Below are 18838 nucleotides of genomic sequence, written 5' to 3'. Positions count from 1 at the left end.
ACAAAGAGTATGCTAAAATTAGAAATTAGGTGTAAAGTATTCGGGTTTAGCCTGATTTATATATTGAGGAGGAAAACACAGGAATGTTTGCGAGAGATATCGGAATTGACCTTGGCACGGCCAACGTATTGATTCATGTAAAAGGTAAAGGGATTGTATTAAATGAACCGTCTGTTGTGGCAATTGACCGCAATACGGGAAAAGTATTAGCGGTAGGTGAAGAAGCAAGACGCATGGTAGGGCGTACACCTGGAAACATTGTAGCGATTCGTCCGCTAAAAGATGGTGTAATTGCTGATTTCGAAATTACAGAAGCGATGTTAAAACATTTCATTAACAAACTAGACGTAAAAGGCTTCTTGTCAAAACCTCGCATTTTAATTTGTTGTCCAACAAACATCACATCTGTAGAACAAAAAGCGATTCGTGAAGCTGCTGAGAGATCGGGCGGTAAGAAAGTATACTTAGAAGAAGAACCAAAAGTAGCTGCTGTTGGTGCTGGTATGGAAATCTTCCAACCAAGCGGAAATATGGTTGTGGATATTGGCGGAGGTACAACTGATATTGCAGTACTTTCTATGGGCGATATCGTTACCTCCTCTTCCATTAAAATGGCGGGCGATAAGTTTGATATGGAGATCCTAAACTATATTAAACGTAAGTATAAGCTATTAATTGGAGAACGTACAGCAGAAGATATTAAAATTAAAGTAGGTACAGTGTTCCCAGGTGCACGCAGTGAAGAACTTGAAATTCGCGGCCGTGACATGGTAACAGGTCTGCCTCGCACAATTACAGTATGCTCTGAAGAAATTACAGAGGCATTGAAAGAAAACGCAGCTGTTATTGTACAAGCTGCAAAAGGTGTATTAGAACGTACACCGCCTGAATTATCTGCTGATATTATCGACCGCGGCGTTATTTTAACGGGTGGCGGCGCACTACTGCACGGCATTGACATGCTTCTTGCAGAAGAATTAAAAGTACCTGTATTAATCGCGGAAAATCCAATGCACTGTGTAGCAGTTGGAACGGGTATCATGCTTGAGAACATCGACAAGTTACCACGCCGCGCTTTACTATAAGTAACAATGAACGTTAGGAAATACGCCTAACGTTTTTTATTTCGCCATTTACGGGAAGCAAGCCCTCCACCTCAAGATTCAAAGAGAAATGAAGAAGATAGGTGAAGAAAAAATCACTGATGAAGGTCCTACTGTATATTTATTTCTAAAAATATATAGTTTTTGCGAAAAATGTAGAAATATAAAGGAAATTGGAGAAAAATAAGGATTTACATATATATTTTGTCAAATTTGCCATTTTTCATATTGGAAGCGCTTATACTATAATGAAGCGGAATACGACACATGAGGTAATATGCCTCCCGGCATATTACCTTCCCCTAACTTGGGCATATGCTCTTTTCTGCCTCCATGTCAACCGTAGTTATTTCTGTTATACCAAAATTTGTAGGAAAGAAAGAGTATATGCATTTTTTTAAAACGACACGAAGCAGGAAAGACTGCTTCGTTTTTTTCATAATGACAAACAATAAATAAAGTGGGATAATAATATATAACCAAGTACTAAGACTAATTTCTAAAAAAGGAGCGATACATAATGTTGAACATAGAACAAATTAAAGAAATTATCCCGCATCGTTATCCATTTCTACTTGTTGATCAAGTTCTTGAAGTAGAAGAAGGAAAACGTGCGGTTGGTATTAAAAACGTATCTGCAAATGAAGAATACTTTAACGGCCATTTTCCTGACTATGCGGTAATGCCGGGGGTATTAATCGTTGAGGCACTAGCACAAGTCGGAGCAATTGCTGTTTTAAAGAAAGAAGAAAATCGCGGCCGCATTGCCTTCTTTGCTGGCATTGACAACTGCCGCTTCAAAAGACAAGTACGCCCAGGGGATCAGCTTCGCTTAGAAGTAGAAATGACGCGCGTACGCGGTCCGATTGGAAAAGGAAAAGCAGTCGCAACAGTAAATGGCGAGATTGCTTGTGAAGCGGAAATTACATTTGCGCTTGGAGATAAAAAGGAATAATTTGAAAAAGAACACTCGGCAGAGTGTTCTTTTTTATGAAAAAATTTCACTATGTGTATATTTTAAAGTGAGAATAGTTCGTGGAATAAAACCTGCTGTACATAACATCTTAATGCGTTTTCTTAAAAATATAAAGAATATACTGAAAATATAAAAACAAACGTGTTGATAAATAATTATATTTTATGTATGATTTGTATATCCGATTCATTATAAAGAACGATATTCTCATAAGAAAAAGAAAAACATGCTTTTTTAGTTATGAACGAGTAATGTGCAAGGACTTTTATAACACAATGTTCTTATATAAGAACATTAAGGGTGATAAATTTTAAAATGTAAATAATGTTCGAGAGGAAGAGAGGATGTTTATGTTCACGAAAAGAGGAAAAGCCGTTCGTCAGTTAATTACACATATAAAACCAAAATCGCAAATTGCTGAACAATATCGCAACATTCGAACTAATATTCATTTTTCTACAGTCGGAAGTGACATCCGTTCCATTCTTGTTACATCTCCAAGTGCAGGAGAGGGAAAAACAACGACAATTGCCAATTTAGCGGTTGTATTTGGACAACAAGGAAAAAAAGTACTCGTCATTGATGCAGATATGCGAAAACCAACGTTGCACGAGCTTTTTCAAGTAGATACTTATTATGGTTTAACAAGTGTCTTATCCGGACAAGCATCTTTAGAAAAATGTTTACAAGAGACGGATATGGAAAATGTCTCGTTTTTATCATCTGGTCCTCTTCCACCGAATCCAGCAGAGCTATTAGGATTTCGGATGATAGAAGATGTGCTGCAAAAGGCGTATCAACAATTTGATCTTATTTTAGTCGATACACCACCTGTTCTTGCTGTAACAGATGCACATATCCTTGCTAATCAATGTGATGGTATTATCCTTGTCGTGCGCAGCGAATCGACAGAGAAAGAGAAAGCTGTAAAAGCGAAACAAGTGCTTGAGCATGCATCTGGAAAGGTATTAGGCGTTATCTTAAATGCCAAAGAAGAATCGAAAAGTAAATATGGCTACTATTAATATCATATTTTCATAAAATGATTTCTTTTGTACGTAAAAAACTGAAAGATGGAGGAACTTATGGAGGAAACGATTAGTTTAAAAGAGTTATTTCAAATTTTACGAAAACGTTTAGTAATGATCCTTTCAATCACATTTAGTGCAGCCATCATTAGTGCAATTATAAGCTTTTTCTTTATGACGCCAATTTATCAATCTTCAACGCAAATTCTTGTGAACCAGAAGAAGCAAGAAGGAGCAACTCTGCAAATCAGTGACGTACAAACCAATGTTCAATTAACAAATACATATAAGGTAATCATTAAAAGTCCAGTTATTTTAGATCAAGTGAAAGACAAACTGAAGTTAAATACAGGAGCGCAAGATTTAACACAGAAGATTGACGTTGCAAATGAGAAAGATTCACAAGTCATTTCTGTTACAGCGCAAGATAAAGATCCGAAAGTAGCACGCGATATTGCGAACACAACAGCAGAAGTGTTTCAAACTGAAGTAGCAAAAATTATGAGTGTCGATAACATAACTGTATTATCGAAAGCAGAAGTAGTAGAGCATCAATCACCAATTAAGCCGCGCCCAACGTTAAACATTGCAATTGCCTTTGTTGTTGGATTCATGGCTTCTATCGGTCTTGCATTCTTACTAGAATACTTAGATAACACATTGAAAAAAGAAGAGGATATTGAGGATTTACTTGGCTTACCTGTATTAGGGATTGTAGCTCGTATGGATGAAGAAGAAAAAGAATCAAAAGCATATGGAGCAGCGAAGAAAGTGAGAGGACATTCCATTGGTTCTTAATGCTATCAACGCATCGCATATAGCCAGTCAGAGCAAAAAGAATGAAGGGGCTTCTTACTACAGTACAAACAAAAGAGGTGTGTGCTCTGTACACATCTCTTCCAAGCTGATTAAACATATTTACATATATGAATGTTAATATAATAATGTATAAATTTGGAAAGGAAGAAAAGCATGATTGATTTGCATTGTCACATTTTACCGGGTGTTGATGACGGACCACAGACCGTAACAGAAAGCATCGCAATGGCAAAGCAAGCTGTCGCAGAAGGAATTCATACCATCGTCGCCACTCCCCATCATCAAAATGGAGTATATGTCAACAAACGGACAGAGATTCTTAACCTAGTAAAACATTTTAATGTGATATTAAGAGAAAGTGATGTTAAATTGAAGGTTTTACCAGGCCAAGAAATTCGTTTATACGGTGATTTGCTAATAGACTACGAAACGCATCAAATTGTCACATTAAATGAAACGAATACATACATATTTATTGAATTTCCATCCAATCACGTACCACGCTATGCAGAACAAATGCTGTACGAATTACGAATGAAGGGATTAATCCCTATCATTGTTCACCCAGAGCGCAATGCACAGTTCATTGAGCGACCTGATCAGTTATACAATTTCGTCAGTAAGGGAGTACTCACTCAAGTAACGGCAGGAAGCTTACTTGGTAACTTCGGAAAGAAAATCAAAAAGTTTTCACTGCAACTCATCGAATATAACTTAACGCATATGATCGCATCTGATGCTCATAACACGACAACAAGGGCATTTCACCTCCAAGATGGCTATGATGTCATCGGAAAAGAATTTGGCACCAGTATACTCATGAACTTCAAAGAAAATCCATATTTGATTATCAGTGGTAATTCTATTTATAAAGAAAGTCCAGAACGCATTCGCCGAAAAAAACTATTCGGCATGTTTTAACGTATCGTTTGGTGATGTCTCCTAACCATTATCAACGGAGGCACTCAGTTGTGCTGTGAATAGAAATATCTTAATGATGACAGTAGAAGGTGAATTTCTAGTGAAAAAGGGTAATCATTTTATTTTTCTTGCTGAAAGGGGAGATTGCTATGGCAATACTTGTAACAGGCGGAGCGGGGTACATTGGTAGTCACACATGTGTAGAACTATTAAATGGTGGATATGAAATTGTAGTGGTGGACAATCTTTCTAATAGTTCAGTAGAGTCGTTAAAGCGGGTCAAAGAAATAACAGAACAACCATTTAAGGTTTATAATGAGAACCTGCTAAATCGTGAGGCCATTGATGAGATTTTTAAGGAGAATGATATTGAAGCAGTGATCCATTTTGCTGGTCTAAAAGCTGTAGGAGAGTCAGTCGCAATTCCGCTTACATATTATCATAACAACATAACAAGTACGTTAATTCTATGTGATGTGATGCAGAAGCATAATGTGAAAAACATGATTTTCAGTTCATCTGCAACGGTGTATGGTGTCCCGGAAACATCACCAATTACAGAAGATTTTCCTTTAAGCGCTACCAATCCATATGGTCAAACGAAAGTAATGATTGAACAAATATTGCGCGATGTTGCTGTATCTGATTCCGAGTGGAGCATTGCATTGCTTCGTTACTTTAATCCGTTTGGAGCACATGAAAGCGGCCGTATTGGAGAAAATCCAAATGGGATTCCAAACAATTTAATGCCGTATGTAACGCAAGTAGCTGTTGGGAAGTTAGAAGAGTTAAGTATATTTGGTAGTGACTATCCAACAAAAGATGGTACAGGTGTACGAGATTATATTCATGTTGTTGATCTTGCAAATGGACACGTAAAAGCTCTTGAAAAGGTTTTACGGACAACGGGAGTAGAGGCGTATAATCTTGGTACAGGTAATGGGTATAGTGTATTAGAAATGGTACAAGCATTTGAGAAAGTGTCAGGGAAAACAATTCCTTATAAGTTTACAGAGAGACGTCCTGGAGATGTTGCGGTATGTTTTGCGGATTCTTCAAAAGCAGAAAGAGAATTAGGCTGGAAAGCAAAGCGGGGGCTTGAAGAAATGTGTGCGGATTCATGGAGATGGCAGTCGAATAATGAGAACGGTTATAAAGAGGAGCTGTTTGTTAGGGGAAATATATGATCCAGCAAATTGTTCTTTTTTAATACGATCATTATTTATGGTGCTGCTATGTAAAAGACCAGACTCACCAAGTTTTATTTAATGAACTAAGAGAACACCTTAGACTATCTAAGAAGTAATATGAAAAGAAGCTGCTCAAAAGTTTTACTTTTAGGCAGCTTCTTTTTTGTATTACTATTTGTGATTTAGTTCATAAAATACTGTGAAACAACTTGGTTCAGTTGTCCTTTGTCTATTACCAATTCATCGTTATTATTCTTTAAAATATCATCATACATGGTCTTCCACTCTCCGCCAATTTGATGATATTGCAATTGTTTGGCTGGATCAAAGTCTTTTACAGCCAGTCCTAAGCTCAACATATCTGTTGTCGTCATGTTGGATGCGATTAAGAAGTTTGGAATTTGCTTTACAAGTGTTGGGATTTTTGTCACGTTTGATGGTTGCAGAACCTTCTTTGCGATTCCTACCAATGCTTCTTCTTGTAATCTTTGGCGGTCATATTCACCATTTTTAAGAGAGTAGCGTTCATGTACAAGCTCTGTTACCATTTTGCCATCCGCTGCTTGTGTGCCGGCATCTACCACTTTATTGAAATCTTCTGGGTACCAAGGGTGTGAGAGCTTTACATCAAACGGCACGTTCATTTCAATGCCACCAATAGCATCTACCATTCCTTGCAAGCCTTGGTAGTTTGTTTCTACGTAGTAATTAATGGGCACGTTTGTTAATTCGGTGATGGCTTTTATTGCAGCTTCTACCCCTTTTTGCGGACCTTCTGTTGCTTGCTTGATGTATTGAACGCTTGTTAATTTTGTATAGCCGTAGTTGTCAAGGTGCACGCGCGTATCACGCGGAATGCTCATTGCGTGGTATTCTTTTTTATTTAAATCAACATGGACGATCATCATGGAATCGGAATGACCGATAGTTTCACCTTCTCGTTCATCCGAACCCATTAATAAAATGTTAAAGGCAACGTTTTGTGCTTTTGTGTTTTGACTTGAATCTGCTTTTTTAGTAGGATTGGAATTTACTACAGGAACAGTTTTGAAATGGTTCTTAGGCTGCAATTGTTTGTAGGCATAAGCACCTGCTCCTACAGCAATGATGATTACTGCTAGTAAGCTGAATCCAATAATTTTGCCTAGTTTCTTTCCTGTTTTCATAGAATCCCCCATTATTTTTTCGTTATCTAGATATGTAAAAAAATTGCAGGATGTATATAAAATAATTTTACTATATAATGAAGGAATTTTTCTATATAATTTTCTGATTTTTTAAACTATTATCGATGTATGAGAGAATAGCCTGCCTTTTTATATAAAATCACGCATACATATTCTAGCAATAATAAATAGGTTGCGATGAGAATCTGAAACATTTTAGATGATTTTATGAAATTTAGAATTTGATACATGCTTGTTTACATATGCTGAATTACGGAGTCAAATAGCAGTATGCTTATGGTTATTTTAGTCAATTATACAAGAGAGGGAATAGCCTTGATACAGGGCACGTTGCTTGCTTGAAATAAATGAGTTGATTGTAAAGAACGTATTCATCAAACAACTCGTTAAGGAACATGATTGATAGGCTGAAGGCTTTATGTAGGAAATCAATAGTATTCAATTTATTGGTGCGAAAGTGGCGTAATAAAATACTAAAATGTGACATGTTATGACGAATGAGGATTTATAATAGCCTGTCAATTGAAAGGGGAGAAGGCACAAAAGATGAAAAAGAAAATTCTATTCTGGATTTTTGGTATCGTAGGTGTTCTAGTAGTTGCAGGCGGGGCATACGCTTATCATATTTATTCTTCTGTTTCTAGTACGTTAGAGCAAGTACATAAGCCACTAGATCGTGATAAGTCTGAAAAGCGTGAAGAAAAAGTAGATGTAGTAAATCACAAGCCTATTTCTATTCTATTACTGGGCAGTGACCAGCGAACAGATGAGGTTGGACGTTCAGATTCTTTAATGCTATTTACTTTAAACCCAAAGACAAAGTCGATGAAAATCGTAAGTATTCCACGTGACTCGTATACAGAAATCATTGGTAAGGGGAAGAAAGATAAGATTAACCATGCATATGCATTTGGCGGAGTTGACATGGCTTTGAAAACAGTAGAAAGTTTTCTTGATGTTCCGGTTGATTATTATATTGAAGTAAATATGGCTGGGTTTAAAGATATTGTTGATGCTGTTGATGGTGTAGATGTTTACAATGACCTAGAATTTACATCAGATGGTACACATTTTGCAAAAGGTGATATTCATCTAAATGGTGATATGGCTTTAAAATATACGCGTATGCGCTACGAAGACCCACGCGGTGATTTCGGTCGTCAAATGCGTCAACGTCAAGTCATTCAAGCTGTAATTAAAAAAGGTGCAAATGTTTCTTCCCTTGCAAACTATGGCAGTGTCTTACAAGCCATTCAAAAGAATATAAAGACAAGCTTAACGCAGGAGCAAATGTTTGATATTCAAAAGAATTATAAAGATGTTCGTCAAAATGTTGAAGAGGTCCAAATTCCTGGTGATGGCCATAAGGCTGAGGATGGAATCTGGTACTATTTTGTAACAGATCAAACACGCAAAGATATCTCTAATAAATTAAGAGAAAATCTTGAATTACCAAAGAAGTAATTTTTCAACCCAACTACTCACATAGTAGTTGGGCTTATTTTTGTACCAATATTATGTAGCATAAGATGAATAATGGGGTGAATACATGGATAAGAGAATTTGGTTTGTGTTTTTGATTTTTGTATTGTTTATTGCTTCTGTTGTGAGCGGTAAGATGTATTGGAATAAGAAGGTTGCAAAGGCGACGAAGCAAGAAACGAGTACAAAAGAGGAAGCTGCGAAGAAACCAGAGACAAAGGTGTCCTTTAATGAAGGGTATGCGAAGAATTTACCAACTGCGGTGAAAGAGAAGCTGAAGAAAGCAGTTAATGAGAAGAAAGTGGTGAATCTCGTGATTGTTGGAGATGAAGCGGCGTCTGCAAGCCCGGATGCTTGGCCAGAGAAGGTAAAGGCGAATTTAAATGCAAATTATGGTCAAGGCCTTTGGAATGTAATAGTTCAAGAGTATAAGGGAGAAAGTACAGAAGACCTCATTGCAAAGAGCAGAGCGAAAGAAATTGCTGATCTAAAGCCAGATATTGTATTATTTGAGCCGCCTTTTATCACAGATAATAAAAAGATTGGTAATGGTAATTCTGTCGCAAATGCACAAAATTTTATAGGGGCATTGCAAGCAAGTGCAAAGGATGCAACGATTATGATTCAACCGCCAAATCCAGTGTATAATGCGAAGGAGTATCCGACATTTGTTGCTGCTTTGAAACAGTTTGCGGAGCAAGGCGGTTATACATATATCAATCATTGGGAAGTATGGCCTGATCCAACGACAAAGGATATCTTACCATATTTACAAGATGAGTTTGGTTTCCCAAATGCGAAAGGTCAAGAGCTTTGGGCACAGTATGTGACGAATTATTTTGTAGCAAAATCATAGAAAGCAGGGAAAGTCATTTTAGTGTACCTAAAGTGACTTTTTTTGTTTCAAAAATCTAAAATTTAAGAGGGAATGCTAATTTATATTATAAATTTTAGGGAGAACCAATAGTGGATAGAGGGCTTTTCTGGAATTCCTCATTTTAATCAAACGTTTGTTTAAACTATATACCTTCTATATAATTTCCTCGCTATATTAAGTATTTTCAATGTTTTTACAATCCTAATATTTCCTTTACAAAAGATTTACATAGTAGCCCATCGGTGATAATATAATTAATGTATTCAAAAATTGAACGCATTTTTAATGTTGGAGGCTATCGGTATGCAACATGTGTTAAATATATTAGAGATTATTAATAAAGAGCCGCAGATGAGTCAGAAGAAGATCGCGGAGCGTTGTCATATTTCGGTTGGTAAAGTGAATTATATTATGAATGATTTAACGGAAAAAGAGATGATTTATAGCGAGAAGTCTGGTAAGCGTATGAGCTATTATTTGCATGAGAAAGGGATTGCGCTTTTACAGAAGGAGCTTGCAGCGTTTCAAGGAAAGAAGATTCGCATGCATCAGCAGCAAGGTCATAAGAAAGTGACGCAAGCGGTTATTTTGGCAGCTGGGAATCGAAAAGAAATCGGGAAACCATCTTGTTTGTTAGAGGTTGGGGAGCAAATCCTTCTTGATCGTCATTTAGATGTACTGCAAAATAACGGAATTGAAAAGGTTGTTATTGTGACAGGGTATCAGCCAGAAGCATTTGAGAACTGGGTGAATCATAGCGGTGTGCATTTCACAGAGAACCATAAGTATAAGTGGACGGGATCGATGGCATCGCTTGCTTGCGTGAGTGAATTGATTACAGATGATTTCTTATTAATTGAAGATGATATTGTTATTGAAGAGCGCGCGATTTCACAAGTGCTGCAATACCCAGAACGTGATTGCGTATTAATTACAAGTGAAAGCGGCTCTGGTGATGAGGCGTTCGTTGAGATTCAGAACGGACATTTGTATAAGATTTCAAAGGATATTCATCAGTTAAACCGTATTGATGGCGAGATGATTGGTGTTTCGAAAATTTCTTATGATGTGTTCGCGAAGATGTTAGAGACATTTCGTCATAATAAAAACTCGTATGTGAACTATGAGTATTTACTTCTTGATGTTGCGAGAACGTATGATATCGGATATGTGAAGCTGCAAAGTGTTGTGTGGGCAGAAATTGATACGAATGAGCAATATGAACATGTGCAAAATAAAGTGTACCATCAGTTGAAGCGAAAGGAAGCGGAGTTTAAGGAGAAACAAATTAAACGTCACGTTGCAGAAGCGCTTCAAATTTCACCAGAAGAGGTGTCGGATATTCAGCCGTTTGGCGGGATGACAAATACAAACTTTAAAGTGCGGGCATTGGAGAAGGAGTATGTACTTCGTATTCCAGGAAGCGGCACGGAAGAGATGATTAGTCGCCATGATGAGATGGTGAATTCGAATGTAGCAAGCGAACTTGGCATTGATGCGGCGCTTCTTTACTTTAATGAAGAAACAGGCGTAAAAGTAGCGGAGTTAATTCCGAATGCGGAAACGTTAAATCCGAAAACAGCGAAGCGCAGTGATAATATGCAGTTAACAGCGGCTGTGCTAAAACAGCTACATACATCTGGTGCTGTGATGCACAATACGTTTAATGTATTTGAGAAGATGGCACATTATGAAGGGTTATTACAGAAAGTAAATGGTCGTAATTTCGATGATTATGAAGAAGTAAAGCGCGCTGTGATGAAGCTAAAAGCGATGTATGAAGAGATGAATGTTACATTGACAGCTTGTCATAATGATACGGTTCCTGAGAACTTCGTGAAGAGCGGAGAAGAGAAGATTTATTTAATTGACTGGGAATACGGCGGTATGAACGATCCAATGTGGGATTTAGCAGCGCATAGCTTAGAGTGCGATTTCTCACCAGAAGAGGAAGAGTTATTTTTAGATTACTATTTTAATGGAAATGTAGAAGAAGAGCATAAGACGCGTATTTTAATGAATAAAATCTTCCAAGATTTCTTATGGAGCATTTGGACGAATATTAAAGAAGCGAAGGGCAGCGATTTCGGTACGTATGGTATCGACCGCTATAACCGTGCGAAGAAACATATACAAATCTTTTATGGAGCATAATGGAGGGGGAACATCATGGGGATAAAGCGAAGTAAAGGCGCATTTTATGGATTGTTTTCTGGGTTCGCTTGGGCTTTGGATACAGTTTTAATTGGAATTGTGTTATCATCACAATTGATGATGGCAACGGAGCAAGTGGTTTTTCTTGCACCGCTAGTAAGTACGTTTTTACATGATTTTATGTCCAGTCTTTGGATGATGCTGTATATGGCGATGAAAGGACAATTGAAGACAGCCCTTTCGAAGTTGAAAACGAGAAGCGGCCGCTTCGTTATACTTGGCGCACTTATGGGCGGACCGATTGGGATGACGTTTTATGTATTAGCTGTTAAATATATTGGTGCTTCCTATACGGCAGCGATTTCGGCTGTCTATCCAGCTATTGGTGCATTTTTAGCGTTTATTTTCTTGAAGGATCGCCTTCGTTTATCGAACTGGTTCGGATTGTTAATTAGTATCGTATTTATTATTATTCTTGGGTTTACTGGTGATGGCTTTACGTCAGACAATTATATGTTAGGATTTATCTTTGCATTAATTTGTACCGTTGGCTGGGGCCTTGAGTGTGTCATTTGTGCCTACGGTATGAAAGATGAAGAAGTATCACCGGAAGAAGCGCTGCAAATTCGTCAGCTTGTGTCAGCAACGACGTACGGTCTTGTGATTTTACCGGCATTTGGCGGTCATTTCTTAACAAAGGGAGTCATCATGAGTGCAGAGTTTATTTTAATTCTGTTCATTGCATTAGTCGGAACAGCATCATATGTGTTCTATTACAAAGCGATTCATGAAATTGGTCCAACAAGAGCGATGGCGCTGAATATTACGTATTCTGCCTGGGCAGTTGTCATTTCAATGGTAGCGCTTGGATCACCGTTTTCGTGGAAGCTTATTATTTGCTGCGTAGCGATTTTGATCGGATCAATCTTAACGGTAGCAAATCCAAATGAATTTATGAAATCAAAGAAATATCGAGGTGAAACAGCATGAGAGCCATTCTTTTAGCTGCTGGTATGGGGACGCGCCTGCGCCCATTAACATTAACAACGCCAAAGTCGCTAGTAGAGGTGAACGGAAAACCAATGCTAGAGAGACAAATTGAGTATTTACAAGAAAAAGGCGTAGAAGAAATTATTGTTGTAACAGGTTATTTAGCAGAGAAGTTCGATTATCTTGTGGAGAAATATAACGTCAAGCTTGTGCATAATGATAAGTACGATGTGTACAATAATATTTATACGATGTACTTAGTACGTGACTATTTAGCAGATGCATATGTGATGGATGCAGATGTGTATTTACATCGCAATATCTTTATTGAAAACCCAGAGTCATCCTTGTACTTTAGTGCGAAGAAGAGTGAATTCCATAATGAATGGATTATTAAGCACGATAAAGATCGCAAAGTATATGACATTGAAATTGGCGATGGTGATAATGACTACATCTTATGTGGTATTTCCTATTGGTCAGAAGAAGACGGCGCATATATTGTGAAGAAATTAGAAGAAGTAGTTGCGCACGGCGATTTCAGCGAGCTGTACTGGGATAATATCGTGAAAGATAATATTCAAAGCTTAAATGTTCATTTATACAAAATTGGCAGCAATGACAGCTTTGAAATTGATTCTGTGCAGGATTTAGAGAAAGTAGAAGAAGCGATTGCTTGTTTAGTATAGTATAGGAAAGAAAAGCCGGTTTCTCAGAAGGAGAAATCGGCTTATTTTGTATTTTCTTCTGTAAATTGCAGGTTCCCCATATGAATGCGGCGCTCGCTTTCTGCTGGCGGCTTCATATAATCACCATACAACAGTGTTAAGTATTGATGCGTATCGCTTGGCACTTGGAACCATTTTTCTTCAAAGATTCCTTTTTGAAGCGGGAAGATTTTATCAACCTCGAAATAGGCCCAGCCGAAGAATGGTGTCTCTACGCCGTATGTGACAATGTTGGATTTCTTGGTGAATTTCGCATATATTTTTTGAACCTGCATGTTGTTAATTGTGCGGCAAATGAAGTCTTTGACGCCGTTTATTTTCATTGGATATTCAAGTCGCGCTAAGCGATGAACAAACTTTTGAACTTTACTCGTTTCATGTACGTAATCAAACGGGAAAATATCAATGGAAAGTCCTTTTCGCTTCACGCCGTCCCAATCAATCCATTCAAATCCATCTAAATAAATAAGTTTCAGCCAGTTATGTTTTCCTTGCGTGTTTTCTTCTACGGTTTCTACTTTGAACGGCTCAGGTAAGTTTGCAGCAACAACGTTCATAAAGCGTTCATAGTCTTCGCGCAGCATAGCAATATCTGCATCATCGTCCCACGGGATAAATCCTTTATGTCTTGCTGATCCAAGCAGTGTGCCGTCTGTCAGCCAGTACGGAATTTGATGTGCTTCGCAAATATCGTGAAGCGCGACCATCATCTCGAGCATAAGACCTTGCGCTTGTTTCAGCGGATCTTTTTCAACTGTATACAACCTATGTCCCTCCATTATCCGAAAGCTCTCTATATATATGTTTCGACAAAAATCTAGTTTATATCTACAAGAAGTGTAACGCAAATGCAAATTCTTATGCAACAGAAAGAAGAAATTGCAGATTTTTGTGTTATTTTGTCATTAATCAAACGTTTGTTTAAGAAAATAAGAGAGGGAATGTAAGAAACTTTGGTGGGAGGCTTGTTTTATGTGAAAATATGGTAAAATAAAAATTTCAAAAAATAAAAGTATTTGTTACAATTATAATGGAAATGTCAAACTATGTAATAGAAATTTGCGAAATGTCAGATGTCTGTTGATAGTTTTTGGAAATATTTATATAATTTTATTATATAAATAAATTAAATAAAAGGAGAAAAAATATGTTACCAGATACCGTTCATACCCCGAACAAGAATAAGAAGAAAAAGTGGATTGTGATAGGAATTATTGCCCTTATTGTAATCGTTGCTGCTGCAAATATTTTCATTATACAGAATAAGAAAAAAGGCAGTGCAGCAGATATTAAGTTTGCAAAAGTAGCAGAACGTCAGCTGAATAATACAAAGTTAGTTTCCGGTCAAGTAAAACCAGGGAATATTGAAAGCTTCTATGCAGATATGACAAAAGGAAAAGTGAAAGATATTGCTGTAAAAGAAGGGCAAGAAGTGAAAAAAGGGGACAAGCTGTTCTCTTATGATAATGAAGAAATTAACCTGCAAATGAAACAAGCAGAAATTGATCAAAAAATGGCTTCTATGCGCTCTGATCAAGGAAAGAAAAAAATAGATTCATTGAAACAAGATATTAAAAAAGCGAAGGATAGCGGAGCAGGGAAAGCAGTACTTGAGCCGTTAGAATCGCAATTAAGTGAACTTGAAATGACGCAAAAAACAGCAGATCTTGAAAAGGAAAAAGGAAATCTTCACATGGACGAGCTGAAGAAAAAACAAGGTGAACTTACGATTTATAGTAATTTTGCTGGTGTTGTGCAAAAGCTTGATAAAGATGCAACGCAAGGTTCCGCGCAAGCAATGGGTGGCCAAGGAAAGCCATTTTTACAAATCGCCTCTAAAGATCCGTTCCAAGTCCAAGGAACATTAACTGAACTGCAAAAATCACAAATTCAAAAAGATCAAACTATTACAGTGACAGCAAAAGCAGCGCCAAAGAAAAAATGGACTGGAAAAATTACTGAAGTAAGCGAATATCCAACAAGTGCTGACGTCAATGCACAAGCTATGGCAGGCGGAGAAGCAGGACAAAATATGTCTTATTATACATATAAAGCAACGCTCGATACACAAGATGGATTATCACCAGGATATCATGTATCACTGCAAGTAAATTTAGAGAATAAGAAAATGGTTGCAGTTCCTAGTAAAAGTATCGTAGCGGAAAAAGAGGATGCATTTGTGTATGTAGAAGATAAAGGAAAGCTTCGCAAGCAAATGGTGAAGAAAGGTTCAAGTGACGGAGATTGGGTGGAAGTGCTTGAAGGCGTAACAGTAGGACAAAAGGTGGTTGAAAATCCTTCCGATAAAGTGTTTGACGGAATGGAAGTGAAGAAAAAATGATTACTTTAAACAATATTTCTAAAACGTATTATCAGGGGAGCTTAGCTGTACCTATTTTACATGATATTGGTTTGAAGATTGATAGCGGTGAGTTCGTTTCTATTATGGGTCCGTCTGGATCGGGGAAATCGACGCTTATGAATATTATCGGTTGTCTCGATCGTCCAACAGAAGGCGAATATATCCTGAATGACGTGAATATTTTAACAGCAGATGAGTCAAAGTTGGCACTCATTCGAAATGAATATATCGGCTTTGTGTTTCAGCATTTTAATTTATTGCCTCGTCTTTCGGCGGTGGAAAATGTGGAGTTGCCTCTTATATATGGTGGTGTGAAGAAAGCAGAGCGCCGCGAAAGAGCATTAGAGGCATTAGGAAAGGTTGGATTAGCAGATCGCGTGCATCACTTGCCAAATGAATTGTCAGGCGGACAAAAGCAGCGTGTGGCAATTGCACGTGCGATTGCCAATAGTCCAACATTTATTATGGCCGATGAACCAACAGGTGCGCTCGATACAAAATCGGGTGAACAAGTTATGAATATTTTCACCCAGCTAAACAAAGAAGGTACAACGATTGTAATGGTTACGCATGAAGAGGAAGTAGCAGCGTATTCATCCCGTCGCATTGTGCTTAGAGATGGAAGAATTACAGAAGATAGAAGGTGTGCCGTATGAGTTTACTAGATAGTATAAAAATTGCACTTTCTTCTATTCTAGCTCATAAGTTACGCTCGGCACTGACGATGCTTGGGATTATTATCGGTGTTGGTTCTATTATTACTGTCGTTGCCATCGGACAAGGCGGGGAAGCGATGCTGAAGTCGCAATTTGCCGGTATAGGTAATAATGTCATTCCGCTTCAATTTCATACGGATATCGATGATCCATTTGCAGCAGGAATGGGACAACGTCCTGAATTAACAGACGAAGATATTTTTGAACTGAAACAATTGCCAGAGATTGCTCATGTTGTTACGACAAATTCAGGTATGGAACCGCTTGATATTAATGATAAAAAGGATATGACAAATGTTATCGGACTTGATAGTGAATATTTTGCGGTGAATAAAATTAAGTTGATCGAAGGCCGCTCTTTAAATGAAGCAGATGTCGAGCATGGCAATAACGTTGCAATGATTAGTACGAAAGCAAAGGATACGTTTTATCCGAAAGAAAATCCTGTTGGGAAAATTATTGAAGTAAAGGGACAGCCGCTGCAAATTATCGGAGTGTATAAATCTGATAATGAATTTATGGGCATGGGAATGTCAGAAATGTTGATTCCGATTTCTCTTTGGCCAACGTTATATGGAAAAAGTGAAATTCAAAATATTGCGGTGCAAGCAAAAAATGTTGATCAATTAGAAGAAGCAGGGAAAAAAGCAATTGGCGTTTTAAACGACCGAAAACCAAATGATATTCCTGGTAAATATGAAGTAGTTGATCTTGAGAAAATGAAAGCAAGCATCTCGAAAGTAACAAGCATTATGACGATGATTATCGGCGGTATTGCGGGTATTTCCCTTGTCGTTGGCGGTATTGGCGTTATGAATATTATGCTCGTATCTGTTACAGAGCGTACGCGTGAAATTGGTGTTCGTAAAGCGCTCGGTGCAACGCGCGGGAAAATCTTGCTTCAATTCTTAATCGAGGCTGTGATGTTAACACTTCTTGGCGGTTTGATTGGAATTGGCCTTGGATACGGAGGCGCTTATATCGTTTCTACCTTTGCGAAATGGCCGCCGCTTGTGTCATGGGAAGTCGTGCTTGGCGGCGTTCTATTCTCGATGACGCTCGGTATTATTTTCGGATTAATTCCAGCAAACAAAGCAGCAAAACTCGATCCAATCGAAGCGCTGCGTTATGAATAACAGAAGACTCTTGGATATTTCTTTATAACCCCCAGTTCTGGTGGGTGGTTAATTCCTATTTATAAAGTGAAACTTCCGTCAGTGGGGGGGGCTTTATCTCCCACTGATGGTTAGTTGAACCAATCGGGCGCATGCCAGCAGTTATCCCCCGCCTATCTTCATTGCTGTTCTCAATCTTAGAGTGGGGGTCTTACTGCCCGTTAATGCGGGATAAAAGTAGGGATTACCCACCCGTTAGAACGGGTATGAAAATAAAGGAGGTTTTTTTATGGAACCAAATATAAATACGCAAAAGGTAAGCGGCGAGAAGCCATCATTATTTGGAATCATTACATCACCAGCACTGCAGTTTGAAAGAATGAAGAACAGCAATGCGGTTTGGGGTGTATTTTGGCTATTAGCTGTATTAGCTGGGATTGTTGCTGTACTTGGTGTGTATGCTTATTCTCAATCGCCAGAGGGAATTCAAGCGAATGCAAAGCTCGGTGCTGCAGCTCCGCCACTAGCTGTAAGTTTAGGTATAGGATTTGTTTTTGGCTTAATTGGTATGATAATTGGATTCTTTATTAGTGCAGCCGTGTATAAAGTATTGATGATGTTTATGGGCAATGATACATCTTATAAGAAATTATTAACAATTGTTGTGTATACAAGCTTTATTACATTGATTGGTTTACTTGTAAATTATATTTTAGCTATGGTGCTTGGCGGAACGGGTAAAGAAATGTATACAGGTTTAGGACCAATATTTTCTTCTACCGGTGGTATTGTGCATGGCATTGCAAAATCATTTGAAGTCTTCACAATTTGGGGATTGGTTGTAACAGGCTTAGGATTACAGGTTACAGCTGGTTTAAGCAAGAAACAAGCTACGATTCTTGTTATTATTTTCTTTATTCTATCATTGGGATTTGGAGCGCTTGGCGGTTTAGTTCCAACGATGAAGTAAATAAGTAATATTAGCGGAAACGGCTTGAGATATTAAATATATATAAGGGTAGTTAATTATCGAAAAATAAAGCTTGTATCTTTGATTACTAAGTAATCAAAGATACAAGCTATGTTTATTGTGTACTCCTTCTTAAAATAAAGTTCGATTATTTATAATAAAGATAGATAATTTGTAATGAAGATTGATAAAAGAACCTGTGTTGATATTATCTTAGGGC

General features: G+C 37.8%; 17 protein-coding genes. 15 read left to right on the top strand and 2 right to left on the bottom strand.

Annotated features, from left to right (window positions below; translation table 11 throughout):
- Window positions 1-83 precede the first annotated feature (83 nt).
- The 6 genes from AB1284_RS21610 to galE all read left to right on the top strand — a co-directional run bounded on the left by AB1284_RS21610 (window position 84) and on the right by galE (window position 6034).
- On the top strand, window positions 84-1085 hold the full coding sequence (locus tag AB1284_RS21610; RefSeq protein ID WP_336482203.1) for a rod shape-determining protein: 1002 nt from the start codon (window positions 84-86) through the stop codon (window positions 1083-1085).
- 538 nt (window positions 1086-1623) lie between these two features.
- The gene (gene fabZ, locus AB1284_RS21605; RefSeq protein ID WP_429753046.1) at window positions 1624-2058 is read left to right on the top strand and encodes a 3-hydroxyacyl-ACP dehydratase FabZ; all 435 of its coding nucleotides are present in this window, start codon (window positions 1624-1626) and stop codon (window positions 2056-2058) included.
- A gap of 371 nt (window positions 2059-2429) precedes the next feature.
- Window positions 2430-3104, top strand: coding sequence for a CpsD/CapB family tyrosine-protein kinase (locus AB1284_RS21600; protein ID WP_429753047.1), 675 nt, complete (start codon window positions 2430-2432; stop codon window positions 3102-3104).
- A gap of 60 nt (window positions 3105-3164) precedes the next feature.
- Window positions 3165-3905 carry a YveK family protein gene (locus AB1284_RS21595; RefSeq protein WP_429753048.1) on the top strand — a complete coding sequence of 247 codons (741 nt, stop codon included), beginning with the start codon at window positions 3165-3167 and terminating at the stop codon, window positions 3903-3905.
- Window positions 3906-4079: 174 nt separating this feature from the next.
- Window positions 4080-4847, top strand: coding sequence for a tyrosine-protein phosphatase (locus AB1284_RS21590; protein WP_429753049.1), 768 nt, complete (start codon window positions 4080-4082; stop codon window positions 4845-4847).
- A 149-nt stretch (window positions 4848-4996) separates the two neighbouring features.
- Window positions 4997-6034, top strand: coding sequence for a UDP-glucose 4-epimerase GalE (gene galE / locus AB1284_RS21585; protein ID WP_429753050.1), 1038 nt, complete (start codon window positions 4997-4999; stop codon window positions 6032-6034).
- A 185-nt stretch (window positions 6035-6219) separates the two neighbouring features.
- Here the strand turns inward: galE and AB1284_RS21580 are convergent, their stop codons facing one another.
- Window positions 6220-7203 (bottom strand): LCP family protein, encoded by a 984-nt coding sequence (locus AB1284_RS21580; RefSeq protein WP_429753051.1) that lies wholly within the window; start codon window positions 7201-7203, stop codon window positions 6220-6222.
- A gap of 567 nt (window positions 7204-7770) precedes the next feature.
- Between AB1284_RS21580 and AB1284_RS21575 the strand changes: the two genes are divergently transcribed.
- The 5 genes from AB1284_RS21575 to AB1284_RS21555 all read left to right on the top strand — a co-directional run bounded on the left by AB1284_RS21575 (window position 7771) and on the right by AB1284_RS21555 (window position 13416).
- Window positions 7771-8688 (top strand): LytR family transcriptional regulator, encoded by a 918-nt coding sequence (locus AB1284_RS21575; RefSeq protein ID WP_429753052.1) that lies wholly within the window; start codon window positions 7771-7773, stop codon window positions 8686-8688.
- Window positions 8689-8773: 85 nt separating this feature from the next.
- A complete protein-coding gene (locus tag AB1284_RS21570) occupies window positions 8774-9562 on the top strand; it encodes an SGNH/GDSL hydrolase family protein (protein WP_429753053.1) in 789 nt (262 codons plus the stop codon).
- Window positions 9563-9886: 324 nt separating this feature from the next.
- Window positions 9887-11737, top strand: coding sequence for an NTP transferase domain-containing protein (locus AB1284_RS21565; RefSeq protein ID WP_429753054.1), 1851 nt, complete (start codon window positions 9887-9889; stop codon window positions 11735-11737).
- Between the two features lie 15 nt (window positions 11738-11752).
- Window positions 11753-12727 (top strand): DMT family transporter, encoded by a 975-nt coding sequence (locus AB1284_RS21560; protein ID WP_429753055.1) that lies wholly within the window; start codon window positions 11753-11755, stop codon window positions 12725-12727.
- A complete protein-coding gene (locus tag AB1284_RS21555; protein ID WP_429753056.1) occupies window positions 12724-13416 on the top strand; it encodes a sugar phosphate nucleotidyltransferase in 693 nt (230 codons plus the stop codon). Before AB1284_RS21560 ends, AB1284_RS21555 begins: the two co-directional genes overlap by 4 nt.
- Window positions 13417-13457: 41 nt before the next feature.
- Here AB1284_RS21555 and AB1284_RS21550 read toward each other — a convergent pair whose 3' ends face one another.
- Window positions 13458-14219 (bottom strand): LicD family protein, encoded by a 762-nt coding sequence (locus AB1284_RS21550; protein WP_429753057.1) that lies wholly within the window; start codon window positions 14217-14219, stop codon window positions 13458-13460.
- Between the two features lie 383 nt (window positions 14220-14602).
- Here AB1284_RS21550 and AB1284_RS21545 point away from each other — a divergent pair, with 383 nt between their 5' ends.
- From AB1284_RS21545 to AB1284_RS21530, 4 genes are all read left to right on the top strand, one after another.
- The gene (locus AB1284_RS21545) at window positions 14603-15796 is read left to right on the top strand and encodes an efflux RND transporter periplasmic adaptor subunit (protein WP_429753058.1); all 1194 of its coding nucleotides are present in this window, start codon (window positions 14603-14605) and stop codon (window positions 15794-15796) included.
- On the top strand, window positions 15793-16473 hold the full coding sequence (locus tag AB1284_RS21540) for an ABC transporter ATP-binding protein (RefSeq protein ID WP_429753059.1): 681 nt from the start codon (window positions 15793-15795) through the stop codon (window positions 16471-16473). Before AB1284_RS21545 ends, AB1284_RS21540 begins: the two co-directional genes overlap by 4 nt.
- Entirely contained in the window at window positions 16470-17669 is a 1200-nt protein-coding gene (locus AB1284_RS21535) for an ABC transporter permease (protein WP_429753060.1), read from the top strand. The genes AB1284_RS21540 and AB1284_RS21535 overlap by 4 nt, the downstream gene beginning before the upstream one ends.
- 268 nt (window positions 17670-17937) lie before the next feature.
- Complete coding sequence (locus AB1284_RS21530; RefSeq protein ID WP_429753061.1) at window positions 17938-18618, top strand: Yip1 family protein; 681 nt, start codon at window positions 17938-17940, stop codon at window positions 18616-18618.
- Window positions 18619-18838 lie beyond the last annotated feature (220 nt).

Origin of the sequence: Bacillus sp. S2(2024), assembly GCF_050474045.1 — a bacterium.
GTDB lineage: Bacteria > Bacillota > Bacilli > Bacillales > Bacillaceae_G > Bacillus_A > Bacillus_A yunxiaonensis.
Note: the sequence above shows the minus strand (reverse complement) of the source record. Positions and strands in the feature narration are given on the sequence as shown.